General features: G+C 39.9%; 17 protein-coding genes. 3 read left to right on the top strand and 14 right to left on the bottom strand.

Annotated elements, in window-relative coordinates; translation table 11 throughout:
* The 5 genes from K9H14_05960 to pyrR form a co-directional block, all read right to left on the bottom strand.
* Window positions 1-271, bottom strand: a 271-nt coding sequence (locus K9H14_05960) for a hypothetical protein (protein MCG9479739.1), incomplete at its 3' end; no start/stop codon positions are given.
* A gap of 9 nt (window positions 272-280) precedes the next feature.
* Entirely contained in the window at window positions 281-1,390 is a 1,110-nt protein-coding gene (carA, locus tag K9H14_05955) for a glutamine-hydrolyzing carbamoyl-phosphate synthase small subunit (protein MCG9479738.1), read from the bottom strand.
* Entirely contained in the window at window positions 1,390-2,676 is a 1,287-nt protein-coding gene (locus K9H14_05950; protein MCG9479737.1) for a dihydroorotase, read from the bottom strand. Before K9H14_05950 ends, carA begins: the two co-directional genes overlap by 1 nt.
* Before the next feature lie 15 nt (window positions 2,677-2,691).
* A complete protein-coding gene (locus K9H14_05945) occupies window positions 2,692-3,627 on the bottom strand; it encodes an aspartate carbamoyltransferase catalytic subunit (protein ID MCG9479736.1) in 936 nt (311 codons plus the stop codon).
* A gap of 12 nt (window positions 3,628-3,639) precedes the next feature.
* Entirely contained in the window at window positions 3,640-4,176 is a 537-nt protein-coding gene (gene pyrR / locus K9H14_05940; protein ID MCG9479735.1) for a bifunctional pyr operon transcriptional regulator/uracil phosphoribosyltransferase PyrR, read from the bottom strand.
* 406 nt (window positions 4,177-4,582) lie between these two features.
* On the opposite strand from pyrR, the gene K9H14_05935 reads away from it, so the two are divergent.
* The 3 genes from K9H14_05935 to K9H14_05925 are packed head-to-tail and all read left to right on the top strand — an operon-like array spanning window position 4,583 to window position 7,350.
* Window positions 4,583-5,464 (top strand): hypothetical protein, encoded by an 882-nt coding sequence (locus tag K9H14_05935; protein ID MCG9479734.1) that lies wholly within the window; start codon window positions 4,583-4,585, stop codon window positions 5,462-5,464.
* Window positions 5,465-5,468: 4 nt separating this feature from the next.
* Complete coding sequence (locus K9H14_05930; GenBank protein ID MCG9479733.1) at window positions 5,469-6,401, top strand: ABC transporter ATP-binding protein; 933 nt, start codon at window positions 5,469-5,471, stop codon at window positions 6,399-6,401.
* Between the two features lies 1 nt (window position 6,402).
* The gene (locus tag K9H14_05925; protein MCG9479732.1) at window positions 6,403-7,350 is read left to right on the top strand and encodes an ABC transporter permease; all 948 of its coding nucleotides are present in this window, start codon (window positions 6,403-6,405) and stop codon (window positions 7,348-7,350) included.
* On the opposite strand, the gene K9H14_05920 is transcribed toward K9H14_05925, so the two are convergent.
* From K9H14_05920 to K9H14_05880, 9 genes are all read right to left on the bottom strand, one after another.
* On the bottom strand, window positions 7,347-7,634 hold the full coding sequence (locus tag K9H14_05920) for a DUF211 domain-containing protein (protein ID MCG9479731.1): 288 nt from the start codon (window positions 7,632-7,634) through the stop codon (window positions 7,347-7,349). The genes K9H14_05925 and K9H14_05920 overlap by 4 nt on opposite strands.
* Window positions 7,635-7,665: 31 nt before the next feature.
* Complete coding sequence (locus tag K9H14_05915; protein ID MCG9479730.1) at window positions 7,666-8,610, bottom strand: RluA family pseudouridine synthase; 945 nt, start codon at window positions 8,608-8,610, stop codon at window positions 7,666-7,668.
* Window positions 8,607-9,098 carry a signal peptidase II gene (gene lspA, locus K9H14_05910; protein ID MCG9479729.1) on the bottom strand — a complete coding sequence of 164 codons (492 nt, stop codon included), beginning with the start codon at window positions 9,096-9,098 and terminating at the stop codon, window positions 8,607-8,609. Before lspA ends, K9H14_05915 begins: the two co-directional genes overlap by 4 nt.
* Window positions 9,095-12,244, bottom strand: a complete 3,150-nt coding sequence (gene ileS / locus K9H14_05905; protein ID MCG9479728.1) for an isoleucine--tRNA ligase — start codon at window positions 12,242-12,244, stop codon at window positions 9,095-9,097. The genes lspA and ileS overlap by 4 nt, the downstream gene beginning before the upstream one ends.
* A gap of 58 nt (window positions 12,245-12,302) precedes the next feature.
* Window positions 12,303-13,031, bottom strand: coding sequence for a DUF72 domain-containing protein (locus K9H14_05900; protein MCG9479727.1), 729 nt, complete (start codon window positions 13,029-13,031; stop codon window positions 12,303-12,305).
* Window positions 13,032-13,102: 71 nt separating this feature from the next.
* Window positions 13,103-13,426 (bottom strand): thioredoxin, encoded by a 324-nt coding sequence (trxA, locus tag K9H14_05895; protein ID MCG9479726.1) that lies wholly within the window; start codon window positions 13,424-13,426, stop codon window positions 13,103-13,105.
* Between the two features lie 28 nt (window positions 13,427-13,454).
* Window positions 13,455-13,715: a hypothetical protein gene (locus K9H14_05890; protein MCG9479725.1), complete on the bottom strand. Its 261-nt coding sequence runs from the start codon at window positions 13,713-13,715 to the stop codon at window positions 13,455-13,457.
* Between the two features lie 328 nt (window positions 13,716-14,043).
* Window positions 14,044-14,766 (bottom strand): NTP transferase domain-containing protein, encoded by a 723-nt coding sequence (locus K9H14_05885; GenBank protein ID MCG9479724.1) that lies wholly within the window; start codon window positions 14,764-14,766, stop codon window positions 14,044-14,046.
* 24 nt (window positions 14,767-14,790) lie between these two features.
* The gene (locus tag K9H14_05880; protein MCG9479723.1) at window positions 14,791-15,645 is read right to left on the bottom strand and encodes an undecaprenyl-diphosphate phosphatase; all 855 of its coding nucleotides are present in this window, start codon (window positions 15,643-15,645) and stop codon (window positions 14,791-14,793) included.
* Between the last annotated feature and the right edge of the window lie 69 nt (window positions 15,646-15,714).

The following is a 15,714-nucleotide window of genomic DNA, read 5'->3' as shown; positions in this document are numbered from 1 at the left end:
CCAGGGTTGACAGCAGTGCATCCGGCCTTTCTTTTATTATAACTTTTTTCACAAATTCCGGGGTAAGCGGCTCAATATAGGTTTTATCCGCAAATTCAGGATCAGTCATAATGGTGGCAGGATTGCTGTTTACAAGTATTACTTCATAGCCTTCGTCCTTTAATACCTTACAGCCCTGGGTACCCGAATAGTCAAACTCACAAGCCTGTCCAATTATTATGGGTCCCGAGCCTATTATTAAAATCTTTTTTAAGTCTTTCCTTTTAGGCATAAAATCTTCCTATTTAAAATTTTCAATTATATTAATAAATCTCTTAAAAATATAACGGGCATCATGGGGTCCGGGCCCGGCCTCCGGATGGTGCTGTACGCTGTAAGCAGAGAGATCATCGTACTCGATACCCTCCATGGTTTGATCATTTAAATTTATGTGAGTCACCCTGTAATTTATATCTCCAATCTGGTTTAAGCTTTCCATATCCAAAGAAAATCCATGATTCTGGGTGGTTATCTCAACTTCCCCGGTTAATAAATTCTTAACCGGATGATTGCCTCCGTGATGTCCAAATTTCAGCTTGTAGGTTTTAGCACCCAGAGCCAGGCCCAGCAGCTGGTGCCCCAGGCAGATACCAAAAATAGGGACCCTGGAAACCAGCTGCTTTATATTATTTATGGCATAACTTACAGCCGCCGGATCCCCGGGTCCATTGGACAACATTACTCCGTCCGGCTTATAGTCAAGAACCTGCTGAGGCGTGGTTCTGGCAGGTACTACCTGTATCCTGAAACCGGCATCTGCCAGACACCTGAGTATATTTAATTTGATTCCATAATCTATAGCCACCACTTTGTATCTGGCTCCCTTTTTCTCGGGGTTAAATACATAGGGCTGGCTGCAGCTGACATTGTCTACCAGGTCCCGTCCTATCATACCGGGATAACTGTCAAGCTTCTGTTTAAGCTGTTGCTGATGGTCAGTATTGGTAGATATTATACCCTTCATGGCTCCCTGCAGCCGTATATGTTTGGTGAGCTGACGGGTATCTATTTCCGATATTCCCACTATACTATTATTCTGCAGATAATCCTGCAGGCTTTTTTTGGCTCTCCAGTTGCTGTAGGTATCAATATATTCTCTTACTATAAATCCTTTTACCTGTACCTTGTTGGATTCTATATCCTTGTAATTTACTCCATAGTTGCCAATCTGGGGGTAAGTCATAGTTACTATCTGTTCACAGTAGGAAGGGTCAGTTAAAATTTCCTGGTAACCGGTCATGGATGTATTAAAAACCACTTCTCCCACAGCTTCACCGGGGCAGCCAAAACTCCTGCCTTCAAATACTTTTCCATCTTCCAGCATTAAAATTGCTTTTTTATTCAATTCCATCACTCTCTTTTATAACATAGCTTGCCGTTATTTATAGTATAAAGCACCTGTCCGGTAAGATTTTGTCCCATAAAGGGGCAATTGGAGCTTTTAGAAATAAATTCTGGCATTACTTTATTTTTAGATTTAATATCCAGGATTACTAAATTTGCAATCTGCTTTTCTTTTACTGTTGGGGGACTAATTTTCAATATTTGCGCGGGTCCCAGAGTAAAAAGTTTTAAAAGATCTACAAGGTTCATTTTTTCCTGTATGCACAGCTTGCTAAAGCTTGCCTTAAATGAGGTTTCCATACCGATAGCCCCAAAGGCCGCATCCCTTAGGGTGGTATTCTTTTCTTCCAGCAAATGGGGCGCATGATCGCTGGCTACGGCATCTATGGTGCCGTCTTTTATGCCCTCAATCAATGCTTTTTGGTCCTGTTCATCCCGGATAGGCGGTTTTACCTTTAAATTGGTATCCAGCTTATCCAGACAGCTGTGATTAAAATACAGGTGATGGGGAGTTACGTCACAGCTGATATTTATGCCATTTTTTTTGGCCTCCCTTATAAGCTGCACAGATTTAGCACTGCTTAAATGGGTAATGTGTATCCGGGCCCCGGTTTTTTCTGCCAGCATAATATCCCTGGCTATAATCAGCTCTTCGCCAAGTGGGCTTATGCCTTCCAGGCCGAATTTATTGGAATAGTATCCTTCATGAACCAGCCCCCCTTCTGAAAACTGGTTATCCTCTTCATGCAAAATAAGCAGGGAGTTTATCTGCCGGCTATAGCGCATTATTTCATACATGTTTCTGGAATCCTGAACACAATATCCATCATCGGAGAAAGCTACTGCTCCATGTTCTGCCAGCAGCCCCATTTCCGTAATCTGTTTTCCTTTTAAACCTTTAGTCATTGCAGCTACCGGAAGTAGGCTAAAATCATGGATTTTAGCCTTATCTTTTATATAATCTATAAGATAAGGGTTGTCTATGGGGGGCCTGGTGTTGGGCATACAGGCTATGGCGGTAAACCCGCCGGCAAGAGCTGCCTTTATGCCACTGGCAATATCCTCCTCCATTTCATCGCCTGGATCCCTTAAATGGACATGCATATCTATAAAGCCGGGACAAACTACTAATTGTTTTCCTTCTATGACCTCGGTATTATCCCTTTTTTCTATATGACCGGATATTTTTTCTATTTTTCCCCGGCTTATAAATAAATCGGATACCAAGTCCCTATCCAGATAAGGGTCTACAATCCTGGCCTGTTTTATGAGTATATTTTTTTTGTCTTCCAATTTAGTAGTTACCGCCTAACTTAAAATCAGATAAAGCAGCGCCATTCGTACTGCTACTCCGTGGGTTACCTGTTTCTGTATAAACACCTTGTTGGCCAACTGTTTATCTGTAGTTATTCTTTCCATTAATTCTTCACTTATTTCTATCCCCCTGTTTACCGGACCCGGGTGCATCACCATTGAATTCTTTTTCATGGCTGTCATTCTTTTTGAATTTAAGCTTAAAAAACGATTATATTCCCTGATAGAGGGATAAAATTTTCTGTCCTGCCTTTCCAGCTGCATCCTGAGCATGTACAGCACGTCCACCTTGTGGATAATATCATCAATACTGCCTGCCACCCTGGCTTTGGTAACCTTTATATCGCCGGGAAGAAACATGCTGGGGGCTACTACGGTGACCTCCATTCCCATTTTTTGAAACAAATCAACATTGGAACGGGCCACTCTGCTGTTTAAATAATCCCCCACTATGCCCACTTTTAATCCTTCAACCTGGCTAAACTTTTGCCTGATGGTATAAAGATCCAGCAGGGCCTGAGTGGGGTGCTGATTCTTTCCGTCCCCTGCATTGATTATGGGAAGATCTATCCGGTCAGATAAAAAATTTAAAACACCGCTGTGGCCGTGCCTTATGACCAGCAGGTTTACCTTCATGGCAATAATAGTGTTTATGGTATCGGTTATTGATTCTCCTTTTTTCAGGCTGCTGGTAGAAGAGGAAAAATTAATAGTATCGGCACTGAGCCTTTTTGCAGCGATTTCAAAAGAATTCTTGGTCCTGGTGCTGGGCTCAAAAAAAATATTGGCAACCGTCTTGCCCCTCAGGGCAGGCACCTTTTTAACTTTTCTTTCTAAAACTTCCACAAAGGAATCAGTATTATGCAGAATCTGTTCTACATCACCTGGCTCAAGGTCATCTATTCTTAATAAACTGCTTCCTGCTAACAACTAAATACTCCTCTATTTATTATCACATATGGTTACTTTATCTATACTGTCGGTCTCTTTTAGCCTGACTTCAATCAGCTCATTTATGGAAGTGGGAATGTTTTTTCCTACATAGTCGGCCCTGATAGGCAGTTCCCTGTGGCCTCTGTCTATTAAAACCACCAGCTGGACGGATCTGGGCCTTCCCAGATCAATAATTGCATCCATGGCTGCCCTGATAGTTCTACCGGTAAACAGAACATCATCAACTAAAATTATATCCTTATCCTTTATGTCAAAAGGTATGTCGGTAATGTTTACTTCCGGTTTTATGCTCTTACCTATATCATCCCGGTAAAATGTTATATCCAGTTTCCCCACCGGTATCTGTGACTGCTCAAAATTTTTTATGTTCTCTGCAATTCTGGCAGCCAAGGGTATTCCCCTTTTTTGTATACCTATAAACACCAGGTTGCCGCATCCCTTGTTTCTCTCAAGGATTTCATGTGAAATCCTTTTTAGCACTCTTTCTATATCCTGGGCTCCTAGTATTAATGCTTTTTCTCTCATAGGCTTAAATTGGGACATAAAAAAACCTTCCCACCCATGCAGCAAGAAGGCATAATATTTTTATTTATATATTTTTTATTCTTCACTTTTTCCCTTTTAGTCTCTCTGGACTATTTTAAAGGTTGATAAATAGCTTTTTATAATATATGAAATTTTATAACAAAATACAAGAAAAAATTTGGGATCATACTTTCCTGGTTATAAATTGTAAATCACTTAAAATAATAATTGAACTTTTAACTTTTAAATGACAACCCCTTAGCCTTTCTTGACAACCACGGACAAAATTATTAAAATTTTTGTTCGTATACAAAAATGTAACCGTGGCAATAAAGCAAAATTAAAACAGCCTAAAATATCATTAGATAGTAAAGGAGTCTAATAAGTGAAAAGCAGGAATAAAAAAATGAAGACATTAATTTTTAGCTTTTTAGCAATTTTTACTTTATCCATTATTTTATCCGTACCTTCAGTTGTTCTTGCCCAGGAGGAAGAAGCTGAAACAGAGACCCCTCAGGCAGAGGAAGTGGTACCAGAGGAGCTCAGCTTTGATATACAGTTTCCTGAATTGAGGGCGAAATCTGGCGGATCTTTTGAATTTAAGGCAGATCTTTCTTATTCGGGGCAAGAAGAAAGGACCTTTGATCTAAACTCTGAAGCACCTGAAGGATGGTATGTTTCCATACAGCCCTCATTTGAAAATACAGAGATATCTGCTATTAAGTTGGCCCCCAATGCAGCTTCCACAAGCTTAAAAGTAATAGCTACCCCTCTGGTTAAAATAGAGCCGGGCGAATATGCCATAACCATCATGGTTGAAGACGAAGATACAGGCTTAAGCGCTAATGCTGAGTTTACAGCCATTGTTACCGCTACTTATCAGCTAGACCTTTCTACCAAAACCGGAAGGCTCAGTACTGAAATTACCTCCGGTAAAGATAATAAATATATGCTGATGCTGGGAAACAGCGGTTCAGCCTCAATTGAAAATATCTCACTTACCACCACCGAGCCTGAAGGCTGGATGGTGGAATTTGATAATAAAGACATTGAAACCCTGGAAGCCGGTGAACAGGAAGAGATAGAGGTAACCATAAAACCGCCTGAGAAAACTATTGCCGGTGACTATATGGTTACTTTCAATGCCAATAGTGAAAACAGCACAGATTCTCTGGACCTCAGGGTAACTGTATTAACACCCACCGTGTGGGGCTGGGTCGGAATTGGCATCATTGTTATAGTTATAGTTGGTGTAGCCATAATATTTGCAAGGTTGGGAAGAAGATAGGATTATGGAAAAAATAATCATTGCAGAAAACCTTACTAAAAAATATGGCAGTACCATAGCAGTCAATAATCTAAACCTGACCATAAATAAAGGCGAGATTTATGGACTGCTGGGACCAAACGGTGCCGGTAAGTCTACCATTATTCTTATGCTACTGGGGTTAACAGAGCCTACCTCGGGAAGCATAAGTGTAGCCGGTTTTAATTCTACCAGGGAGCCTTTAAAAGTAAAAAGGATAACCGGGTATCTGCCGGAAAAAGTTGGGTTTTATGAGGATATGACCGCCAGAGATAACTTGACCTACACTGCAGAACTCAATAATATAAAGTACAGTGAGATCCCTGAAAAGACAGATCGTGTGCTGGAAACGGTAGGCCTTCTTAAAAATAAGAATCAGCCGGTAAAACAGTTTTCCAAAGGAATGAAACAAAGGCTGGGTATAGCCGATGTTTTAATAAAGGATCCCCAGCTGGTAATTTTTGATGAGCCTACAGAAGGTTTGGACGTAAAGGTTGCCAATAGTATACTGGAAACCATTATCAGGCTGAATCAGGAAAAGGGAATAACTTTCATGCTGTCATCTCACCAGTTAAACCTGGTTCAGAAAATATGCCACCGAGTGGGAGTGCTGTCCAAGGGAAATCTCATAGGTGAAGGCGAAATCGATAAACTGGGAAGAGATTTGTTTGGCGGCGGAAAATACAGGATAGAAATAGAAATCAATCCCTTTGACCAGGGCCTGATTGAAAAAATTAGAAACATGGACCAAGTAGTAGAAGTAAACCAGGAGGATGGCAAAATTCAGGTTATCTGTGATAAGGATTTGAGGTCTGAAATATCCAAAACCATCTCTGGCTCGGATTCATTTCTTACCAGCATGAATATAAAGAATTATGCTTTGGAAGAAATTTACCTAAAATATTTTAAAGAGGAGTAATATGAAAAGCATTCTTACTGTATATAGAAAAGAACTGACAGATTATTTCAGCAGTAAAAAATTTATAATACTGCTGGGGCTGGTATACGTTGCAGGATTGTCTTCTGTATATGTTGCCCTGCAAAATATCCGGGACGCAGCCAGCGGTGTAGATGCAAATATATTCTTAAAACTTTTTACCACCTCGGGAGACATACTCCCCTCATTTATAACTTTTATCAGCCTGTTTATACCCATAATAGGCATTGTTTTTGGTTTTGATGCTATAAACAGCGAAAGAAGAAGCGGTAATTTAAGCAGGCTTATGTCCCAGCCAATTTTCAGGGATAGCGTAATAAACGGAAAATTTTTAGCAGGAATTACCACCCTGGCCATAATCATGGGCAGCATAGTATTGCTGATAGCAGGAATAGGGCTTAGGACCATTGGCGTTCCCCCTTCATCCATGGAAATACTCCGGCTGTTTTTCTTTGTGTTTATATGTATATTCTATGGTACTTTCTGGATGGGACTGTCTATGCTGTTTTCAGTTATTATGGAAAAAACAGCCACCTCCATACTCACCTCTATTGCTATATGGCTGTTTCTGATAGTCTTTCTACCCATAATAGCCAATGCAGTGGCCAATGCAGTAGTTCCTCTGGATAATGCATCTACTGCTGACCAGGTAAAAAATTATATGATTGAGAGCAATATATCCAGGATATCTCCAGCCACCCTGTTTTCAGAAGCTATAACCACCCTGCTGATACCGGTAGGAGGACATATGTTTTTAAATGCTCAATCTCTGGTTTCTACTGATTTGAGCAGAATGCTGTTAAGTCCACTTTCTCTGGGGCAGAGTTTGGTTCAGGTTTGGCCACAGCTGATAGCGATTATATCCCTGGCAGTTATATGTTTCGCTCTATCTTATATAATATTTATGCGGCAGGAGATCAGGGCTACCTAATCCTGGGAAGTTAAAACTTCATCAACCATGCTGGCTCCCGCAGATATTTTGTCTATGCTGTGAACTGACCCGCCATTTTCAATTATGGCTTTTTCCAGTTGACCGTAGTCTATATCTTCGCCTTCGCAAGTTATCTTAACGTTTTCCACCTTCTGGTCCATCTCTTTTAGACTGATATCCACCCCCTCTATCCCCTTTATATCAGCCAATATATTGGCCAGATCTATTATACTGGGGGCATGGGGTTTTAACACATCTAGGACCACTCTTCTTATTTTTGACATATTGATACCTTCCTTAATGATATAAACTGCATTATTGCTTATTAAGGATAAGTCTATCCAGAACTGATTGCAATTCAGCGGGCAGACTGTCCTCTACCTTTATCCCGGTTTTTTTGATGGGGTGCACAAATTCTATTTTTATGGCATGCAGAAACTGCCTGGATAATCCAAGAGTCTGGGCAAGTCCTGCAGATTCCTTATTTCTATATGTATTATCCCCTATAACCGGATGGTCGATATAATTCATATGCACTCTAATCTGGTGAGTTCTGCCTGTTTTTAAATTTATGCTCAGCCAGCTGCACTGGTTGAATTGCTCCCTGATCTCAAATTCTGTGCTGGCCTGCCTTCCCCGGTCCGAACTAACTGCTATCTTTTTACGGTCTTTTGCAGACCGGGAAAGAGGCAGGCTTATCATTCCCTTCTTTTCGCTAAAATTGCCCCATACCAATGCCCAGTATATCTTTTTTACCTGCCTGGATTTAAACAAATCAGATAAAAGTTGATGGGTATGATTATCTTTTGCCACTACTACCAGGCCTGATGTATCCTTATCCAGCCGGTGCACAATCCCTGGACGATCCCCTTCCCCCCTATCCGACAGCTTCTGGCTATGATAGAGCAGGGCATTAACCAGGGTATGCCGGCTGTGGCCGGGCCCTGGATGGCATACCATTCCCGCAGGCTTGGATACCACCATCAGATATTTGTCCTCATACAGAATGTTTAAATTTAGGTTCTCCGGCTCCAGTTTAGGCGAATCATCCTTTACCAGATCCAGGACATAGATTCTGTCGCCTTCCTTGATTCTGTAACTTTTGGTTACTGATTGCTGATTGACCCTGACCTTGCCCTGTTCCATTAATATTGAAATCTGGCTTCGGGTTATCCGGTTAATATTTTCGGAAAGAAACCGGTCAATTCTTTTGCCCTGTTCCTGAGCGGTTACTACAAACTCCAGAGGTTTAGAGTTCACTGCTTAACTGCCCCATCTTTTTTAAAAAATTCCTTAAATAAAATTATAACCATAATAGCAAATCCTACTACCGCCGAGCTGTCCGCTATATTGAATATGGGCCAATAAACTATATATAAAAAATCAGTAACTTCGCCAATAAAATAACGGTCTACCAGATTGCCCAAAGCTCCCCCCATTATAAGGCCCAGGGCAATATTGAAAAAATAGGATTTAATCTTGAGTATAATCTTTATTACTATTATAAGAAGTATAGCTATTATGGAGATGATTATTAACACCTGGGTTCCATTGGGGAAAAGCCCAAAGGCGGCTCCCGTATTTTTTATATGGGTGATATAAAAAAAATTGGGTACCACTTCAATGGAACTGGAGGTGGGAAGGTTTATTTTTATCCAGTACTTGGTATACTGATCTGCGGCCAGTACAATAACTGCTACCAGAACAAAAACTGTGTTTAATAATTTATTATTATTGCTTATTTTCATACAATACTTCCCACCACTACTATAGCAATGGTCATACTGGATCCGTCAACTTCCGCCTCCCGGTTAAAGCACTCCTCTTTCTTACCAAAATTCAGTTTCTGGGTAAGTGTTTCTTTCTTTATATAATCATCATATTTTTTAATTATCTTTTTCTCTTCCGGTCCACAATCTATGTAAGTGTTTATGGTGTTTTCAATCTTAAAATCAGCTTCTTTTCTAAGGTTCTGGATCTGATGTACCAGTTCCCTGGCAAAACCCTCCTCAAGAAGTCCGGGTTCTATCTCTGAAGGAAGGCCGATGGTAAAGGTTCCGTCGCTCTCTATTCCCAGCCCCTCTTTGTTTACAATATCCACCAGAACCTCATCAGGTTCCAGATCTATGTGTTTTCCATCTACCATCATAGATATCTTCTTGCTGCTTTCTGATTTAAGGGCTACCATAGCCGGGTTCATCTCTTCCAGGCTTTGCTTTATTTTAGGTACCATGGCCCCGTATTTGGACCCCAAAAGCTTCAAGTTAGGTTTAATGTCATAACTTACCAGCTGCCCCCTGTCGTCCAGGATATTTACCTGTTTAACATTTAGCTCTTCTTTTATTATGGGCTCAAAATGACGTATGGCTTCAGTAACTTTTTTATCTACATCAAAATAGATTATAACCTCAGAAAGCGGCTGCCTGGTCTTTATATTCAGTTTGTTTCTTATGGTTCTACCCAGACCTACCACTTTTCTGGCTATCTCCATATTAAAACTTAATTGTTCATCTATGAGTTCCATATCATCTTCAGGATAATCCTGAAGATGAACACTGACCTTATCCTGGTCCATTCCCACTACCAGATTCTGATATATTTCTTCGCTTATAAATGGTACATAGGGTGCACACAGCAAGGCCACGGTAGTAAGGCATTCATAAAGGGTCTTATAGGCGCTGATTTTTTCTTTATCGGTGCCGCTTTTCCAGAATCTCCTCCTGCTTCTCCTTACATACCAGTTGGATAAATTGTCTACAAAATCCTGTATAAGCCTTCCGCTGTCAGTAACATTATAGTCATCCAACAATCTGTTTACCTCTTTTACAGTCTTATTTAATTCCGATATTATCCACCTATCAATCTCCTGCCTGTCTTCCACTTTAAGATGGTGTTTTGCCGGATCAAAATTATCTATATTGGCATAGATTACAAAGAACGAATAAGTGTTCCACAGGGTAAGGATAAACTTCCTGATTACTTCATCTACCGAACTGACTGAAAAATTTTTGGGCAGCCAGGGGGATACTGCCGTAAAAAAGTACCACCTGAGAGCATCTGCGCCCTGTTTGTTCAGTATTTTCCAGGGCTCCACTATATTGCCCCTGGACTTGCTCATTTTCTGTCCATTTTCATCATTTATCAGGCCCAGACACAATACATTCTTGTAACTTGATTGTTTAAACAGGAAAGTAGATATAGCCAGCATGGTATAAAACCAGCCTCTGGTTTGATCAATGGCCTCACATATAAAATCGGCAGGAAAACTTTCCTTAAACAACTCCTGGTTCTCAAAAGGATAATGAAACTGGGCAAAAGGCATTGAGCCCGAATCAAACCATACATCTATTACCTCGGTAACCCTGTGCATATGCTGCCCGCATTGAGGGCATTTGACTTTTACATTATCTACATAGGGCCGGTGGAGGTCCAGTTCATCAAATTCTTCCACTGCCATTTGTTTTAATTCCTGTATGCTGCCTATACATACCCGGTGACCATTTTCATCTTCCCATATGGGTAACGGGGTTCCCCAGTAACGTTCCCTGGTTAAGGCCCAGTCTATATTATTCTCCAGCCATTTACCGAATCTTCCATATTTTATATGTTCCGGGTACCAGTTAACTTTTTGGTTGGAGTCCAGCAGCTGCTGCTTTATTTTAGAAGTTCTTATGTACCAGCTTTTTTTAGCATAATAGATCAATCTGCTGTCACACCTCCAACAAAAAGGATAGGAGTGCTTGTGGTTTTCAAAGCTGAACAACAGATTTCTTTTCTTTAAATCATCAATTATGACCGGATTGGATTCCTCTATTCCCATTTTTGCAAACTGGTCTACCTCTGGCTTGAATTTCCCATCATAGTCAACCATCTGCACTACAGGAAGGTTGTTTTTTAACCCTACACTCATATCATCTTCACCAAAGGCAGGGGCTATATGTACAATCCCTGTACCCTCCCGGGTAGAGACAAAGTCGCCAGGCACCACCTTATAGGCCCGGGTGCTGTCCTCGGCATAATCATAAATGGGCTCATATTTTTTACCCACCAGTTCTTTACCGCTAAATTTACGGATAACCCTGTAGCTGTCTTCTTCCCCAAATACACTTTCCACCAGGTCCCCGGCCAGAACCAGGCACTGGTCCTCAAATTCAACCTCTGCATAAGTTGCTTTCGGGTTTATAGCGCAGCCTACATTGGACACCAGGGTCCAGGGGGTGGTAGTCCAAACCAGAAGATAACAATTCTTCTTTTCCTTCAGCTTAAACTTTACCACAATAGTTTTGTCAATAACCTCCTTGTATCCCAGGGCTATTTCATGTGAGGATAGAGCCGTACCGCATCGGGTACAATAAGGCACAATCTTGTGCCCCTGGTATAGAAGATCCTTGTCCCATACTGTTTTAAGTATCCACCATATAGTTTCAATATAATCATTGGTAAAAGTATAATAAGCATTATCCATATCAATCCAGAAGCCTATGCGCTCAGTCATTTTTTTCCATTCTTCTTCATAGCGCATTACGCTCTGTTTGCATAACCGGTTAAATTTCTCGATGCCTATTTCTTCAATTTCTTTCTTTGAATTTATATTTAATTTTTTTTCAATCTCCAGCTCAACCGGTAACCCGTGGGTATCCCAGCCTGCTTTTCTGGGGACATAATAGCCTTTCATGGTTTTATACCGGGGAAATATATCCTTAAACACCCTGGATAACACATGATGGACTCCCGGGGCACCATTTGCTGTAGGGGGACCTTCATAGAAGACAAATTTTTTATTATGTTTGTTCTTTTGAAGGCTCTTTTCAAAAACCCGGGCATCCTTCCAGAACTTCAGGATTCTTTCTTCCATCTCTACTAAATTTACTTTTGCCTCTACTCTCTTAAACATAAAACTAACTTTCTATAAGCTATTGCCAAAACTGCTTAATAGATTTTATATAATTAGGTTAATTTTGTGAAGTAATAATATGGCTTTCTTTAAGTAAACCTGCCAGAACTCTGGCTGATTTTACTGCTTTGGCCCGGTAATGGTTATTAAAATATATAAATATTTTTCCGGGTTTGGAAGCCATATGTTCAATCCTGGGTATCCATTCTGATAATTCCTTAAGGGTATAGGCATAATCATACCGCTGGTAAGCCTGTTCATGGTTCCACCAGTTTTTCCTGTTACGGCCATGGAACCTTATATAAGAAATATCGCCAACATTAATTTCTGTTGGCGGCAGTAATCCGGGCAAACCAGGCTCATCAACATTGCAAAAAGCAAGATTGCTTTTTGCCATCAAATTAAATACTTCTTCCCTTAACCATGAATTATGCCTGAACTCTATAACTGAGGGGTACTCGCCAAATTTTTCCCCTATTTCTTCTAAGTATTGGGCATTTTTTTTATTGAATTTAAAGGAATATGGAAATTGAAACAACAGACATCCCAGCATTGAGTTATCCTGCAAGGGCTTGAGTGATTGAAAAAACTGCTGTCGCTGCTGGTCGGTAAAATTTCTATGGTGAGTCATGGAACTATGGGCCTTAATGGAAAATAAAAAGCCGGGTTTTGCTTTTTTAACCATATTTAAAAATATGTAAGGATTGGGCAGGGAGTAATAAGTAAAATTTATCTCTACTGTATTAAAATCCCTTCCATAATAGAAAAGGTTTTCTTTACTATCCATGTCCTGTGGATAGTACTCCCCTATCCAATCCTTATATTTATACCCGGAGGTACCTAGAAAAATTTGTGCCATTAAAGGAAGGAAGATATTTCATTTAATATCTTATCTTTGGACATAGCACCAATAAGCTTCTTTGCGATTTTGCCATCTTTAAAAAACAGCAGGGTAGGAATACTGCTGATTCCATATTTTATTGCGGTGTCCCTGTTTTCATCCACATTTAACTTCCCTATCTTTAGAGCGTCTCCTTTTTCATCGGCTAATTTCTCCAGCTCGGGAGCGATCATCTTACAGGGCCCACACCATACTGCCCAAAAATCTACCAAAACCGGTAGATCCGAATTAACTACCTTGTCTTCAAAATCAGAATCAGTTAATTGTATCATCTCTGCCATTGATTTTCCTTTCTATTTATTGCCTTTACTATAGGTACTCTATCATTTCTATTTTTTCGGTATTTATAAATACCACTTCTCTTTTTTCCATACCTTCATTCAGCCTGTCATCAATAGGTACTACTTCTGCTTCGGTTACCGGAATAAACCTGTTTATGTGGCTGGTTATGTAATCACTAAGTCTTCCGCCAGGCATAGTATGGACATTCCCATTAACTATGTAGGATTCTGTTTTTATTTTTACTTTAACCTTTTCGGTTGAAGCTTTCACTATAGTTTCAGTAATCAATTTTTAATAATAATCAGATATTATCAAAGCGCTTTTTTTAAGTCAAATAGAATAAATTTTATAAAAATGATTTAATTATTGTTGTTTTTATACTATAATATGCCATAATAACTGATAATAACAGAAAGGAAGAATAGTGTATAAATGTATGGATTGCGGAAATACGGAAAAATTTATAGGTGTAGCCAGGGAAAAAGGCACAGCTGAATTTAACCGATCCGGAAATGGTTACCAGTGGTTATACAGGATTTCAGACTCAAACTGGAAATCAGATTGCCATATAAAATCCTGTTATTACTGCCACTCAAAAAATATAGTTAAAATTTAATTATTTCCTGAATTTTTCTGCAACCAGCTTGCTGGCCCGATACAGTGATTCAAAAGTTCCTGCATCAGTCCACCATCCTTTGAGTACAGTATAGCTCATCTTGCCCCGGCGGATATAGTGATTGTTTACATCAGTAATTTCAAATTCTCCCCGGTCCGAAGGCTTGAGGTTCTTTATTATGTCAAAAACCTTATTGTCATACATGTAAAGCCCGGTCACCGCATAATTACTTCTGGGATTTTTGGGTTTCTCCTCAATATTTAAAACTTTACCGTCTTTTACTTCCGCCACCCCGAACCTCTGGGGATCATGGACTTCTTTTAAAAATATGTGGGCCCCTTCTTCCCGGTTATTAAATTCTTTTATATATTTACCAATATTGTCCTGGATAATATTATCACCCAGCATAACAAAGATTTTATCTTTATCTACAAAGTTTTCAGCAAGTTTTAAAGCATCAGCTATGCCTCCCTCACCTTCCTGATAGGTATAACTTATATCTTTTAATCCAAATTCGCTCCCGTTGCCCAACAGCCTTAAGAAATCGCCGGCATAATTGCCTCCGGTAACTATCATTATATCTTTCAGCCCTGCATCCACCATGGTCTCCAGCGGATAGTAAATCATGGGCTTATCATAAACCGGCAGCAAATGCTTATTGGTAACCTTGGTACAAGGCCACAGCCTGGTCCCTAATCCTCCTGCTAAAATAACGCCTTTCATAATAATAACAATCACTCCCTGTAATTACATATTTATAAAATAGAAAACAAATATCAATACAGACAGGCAGACACAGTATATGGCAAAAACATTCAGGCTCCTGTTCTCTACCAGTCTTAACATAAATTTTATAGCAAAAAGCCCTGCTAAAAAAGAGAAAATAAATCCCAGCCCCAGATTCAAAGCCATGCCGGGTTCATTTCCGGAGATTACCTGGCGTATTTTTATTATTTGAAATAAAAAGGAACCAAATATAACCGGCACTGACAGCAGAAATGAAAACCGGACACTTTTTTTTCGGCTAAGCCCCAGATACCTTCCAAAAGATATGGTGGCTCCGGACCTGGAAACCCCGGGCATTATAGCCAGTGCCTGGCCTACTCCTATAATCAGCGATTTAGCCAGTGTTAATCTTTGCCCCGCTTGTTTATCACTGATAGTCTGGACTGCCATTTTCTGCAACCGGTATTTTCCCCATAGTTCACTGCTAAATAGCAGGGCAGCAGTTAACAGTAAAAAAAATGCTACCATTACCGGGCTGGAAAAAAGCATATCCGCATAATCCTCCAGAAAAAAGCCGGCAGCGGCAGCAGGTATGGAACCTAATATCAAAAACCACCCCAGTTTCAAGCTGGATTGGTCCTGGTTTTTTTTAAAAAGAGCTAGAACAAAAGATTTTATTATATTAACAATATCCCTGTAGAACACCAGAACCACTGCCACCAGAGTTCCAAAATGCACGGTAACCGTAAAATAAAGGGGCACATAATCCCAGCTGAACAGATAAGGTAGAATAACCAGATGGCCGGAACTGCTTATTGGAAAAAACTCGGTTAATCCCTGAATTATGCCTAAAATAATTGACTGTAATATATTCAACTTATATAATATCTTAAATCTTTTGTAATAAGCTTTGAAAATATTAACATAAAAATTTTAAAATATAAA

It is taken from the genome of Actinomycetes bacterium, assembly GCA_022396035.1.
Classification (GTDB): Bacteria; Actinomycetota; Humimicrobiia; order Humimicrobiales; family Humimicrobiaceae; genus Halolacustris.
This window is presented reverse-complemented; position numbering and strand designations above follow the sequence as displayed.